The sequence below is a fragment of the Dethiosulfatarculus sandiegensis genome, assembly GCF_000931935.2.
Classification (GTDB): Bacteria; Desulfobacterota; Desulfarculia; order Desulfarculales; family Desulfarculaceae; genus Dethiosulfatarculus; species Dethiosulfatarculus sandiegensis.
In genome coordinates this window covers 1-1,964 of the sequence record NZ_AZAC01000050.1, presented here as the reverse complement: position 1 = coordinate 1,964, position 1,964 = coordinate 1, and the positions used below count along the sequence as shown (strand labels likewise).

Here is a 1,964-nt window from a genome sequence, read left to right as displayed (position 1 = left end):
GAATTGGTGATGCACAGAGATTATCAAACAAAAACGCAGGCTAAAGCCGATATCTTTGAATATACAGAGGTCTTTTACAACCGCATCCGTAGACATTCGTCTCTGGGGTATATGAACCCGGAACAGTATGAGGCCATCAACATGGCTGCTTAACTGCGTGTCCACAAAATAGGGGGAAGATCAGCCCGGATTAGGGAAGCCATGCACAATTCATGGGACAAAAATGACCGCAAAGGCGCCAAGGTGATCATGCACCTTTTATCCCAGGGGATGACCAAGCCTTTCCACGATCCATTGGTGCACGGCCACATGCACCTGCAAGAGCTGGCAAACACTTATCATCAAATCAGCAGGATCCGGACACGTTGCTATCACAGCCTGGTTAATCATTATTTACCGTTGTTTTTCCCTGAGTTTGAACGGTATGTAAATTCCGGCAGATCATAATGGTTCTGCCGATTTTTACTGGCCTTTCCCACCCCCAGAAGCATTACCGAGCTACCTTTGGATGAGTTCGTTAACCAAGCCTGGGATTTGTTGGCAAACAAGATCAGTAAACGGTGATTGCTCAAGGATATCTATTATACCGCCCAGCACAGTATAGCTTTGCCCCTATCCCACGACGATTTGGCAGTTGAAACGTTCCAATTGCAGGTGCGCCGCTATCATGAGCTGACCCAGGATGTTCAGCAACTGCAAAACCGCTCGGAAGAAGTTTTGCAGAACAACCCCGACTGCCACCGGTTGCAGACCATGCCAGGGATTGGGCCAATCATCAGCCTGATTATCATGGCCGAAAGCGGCGATCTCAGACGGTTTTGTCACCACAAACAGTACCTGGCTTTTTGCGGCTTCAACCTTACTTCGACTCAAAGCGGCCAGTTCCAGAGCCGCACGAAAATGAGCAAAAGAGGTAATGCCATGCGGTACGCATACTGGCTGGCAGCTGTATCGGCCATCCGGCAAAGAGAAAACTCATTCAAATTCAAATACGAACGATACATGGCAAAGGATCCAGTCAATGCAGATCTGAAACGAAAGGCGTATAGCGCCATAGCAGCTAAGATGGCTCGAGTAGCCCACTCCCTTATAAAGCGTGGAGAGGATTACCGTGGGCTATCACAAAACCGGCATACCTGGCGGCGGGACTTGATCAACGGGCCGTGGGACCCAATGGGATCTCGTAGATAATGCTCGGGCCCGCTCGCCGGGTTTCCCCAGGCTGTGTTAAGTAACGTCGGGCCACTATTGTGGACCCCTGCCACTATGGTTAGCTGGGACTCCTTTGCAGAGGCTAGCACCGCCAGAATCCGATTCGTATGTTCAAATCAGCATAAATGGCTGAACCGCAGGGGTGTTTCTTTGGCAATAACCTTGACTATGACGGTAGTACGTAGTACCGTGCTCGGCCTGTCGAAGCGTAAACGCAATCCGTTCATCTGTGAACTTAGACTTCTTCATGACAAAATCCTTTCTTGCTCATTGAGCATGGATTATGCCAAATCCTAACCATCTTTTTGGAACTAAATATTGGGGGGACGTCAGGGGGGGAAGGCTCCTATCGACAGAATAACTGAACGAAATTCCAAAACCCCTTTCACCGAAGAGATCGAAGCTATGTACGATCCGGCAAAGGAACGCCTCAGGGAACCAAACTACTTCCTTAATCTTCAATTGTCAAAACTGAAACGATATCTGTGAATCACACAATTAAGTTTAAAAACGAAAAATTCTATACACTACCTGCAGAATAGAGACTGTCTTGTTTTCTGTGTATGAGCCAATTGCGGATTTGATTTACGATTTCAATTTTGCACCGCCCGAATTCTTTCGTCAAATAAGATAGCGAATTGATTCATGGCTGCGGTCCAATCCTTTGGCGGCCTCTTCCACTTTTCCGCCAGGTTTTTGATGGCAAGGTAAAGTAGCTTGGTGGCGGTATAATCATTGGGGAAATGCCCCCT

General features: G+C 48.0%; 3 protein-coding genes and 1 pseudogene. 2 read left to right on the top strand and 2 right to left on the bottom strand.

Annotation, left to right across the window (positions count from 1 at the left end):
• On the top strand, positions 1 to 153 hold a 153-nt coding region (locus X474_RS25820; protein WP_156360871.1), incomplete at its 5' end, for an IS3 family transposase.
• 105 nt (positions 154 to 258) lie between these two features.
• Here the strand turns inward: X474_RS25820 and X474_RS27100 are convergent.
• Positions 259 to 390 (bottom strand): hypothetical protein, encoded by a 132-nt coding sequence (locus X474_RS27100; RefSeq protein WP_269433216.1) that lies wholly within the window; start codon positions 388 to 390, stop codon positions 259 to 261.
• Between the two features lie 174 nt (positions 391 to 564).
• On the opposite strand from X474_RS27100, the gene X474_RS25815 reads away from it, so the two are divergent.
• The gene (locus tag X474_RS25815) at positions 565 to 1,191 is read left to right on the top strand and encodes a transposase (protein ID WP_082464544.1); all 627 of its coding nucleotides are present in this window, start codon (positions 565 to 567) and stop codon (positions 1,189 to 1,191) included.
• 614 nt (positions 1,192 to 1,805) lie between these two features.
• Here the strand turns inward: X474_RS25815 and X474_RS26955 are convergent.
• Positions 1,806 to 1,964: pseudogene (locus tag X474_RS26955) on the bottom strand (IS256 family transposase); the annotation flags it as partial.

Bases quoted from the DNA above. Each gene is read 5' to 3' on its own strand.
- X474_RS27100 (WP_269433216.1), bottom strand. From the start codon at position 390: ATGATTAACCAGGCTGTGATAGCAACGTGTCCGGATCCTGCTGATTTG.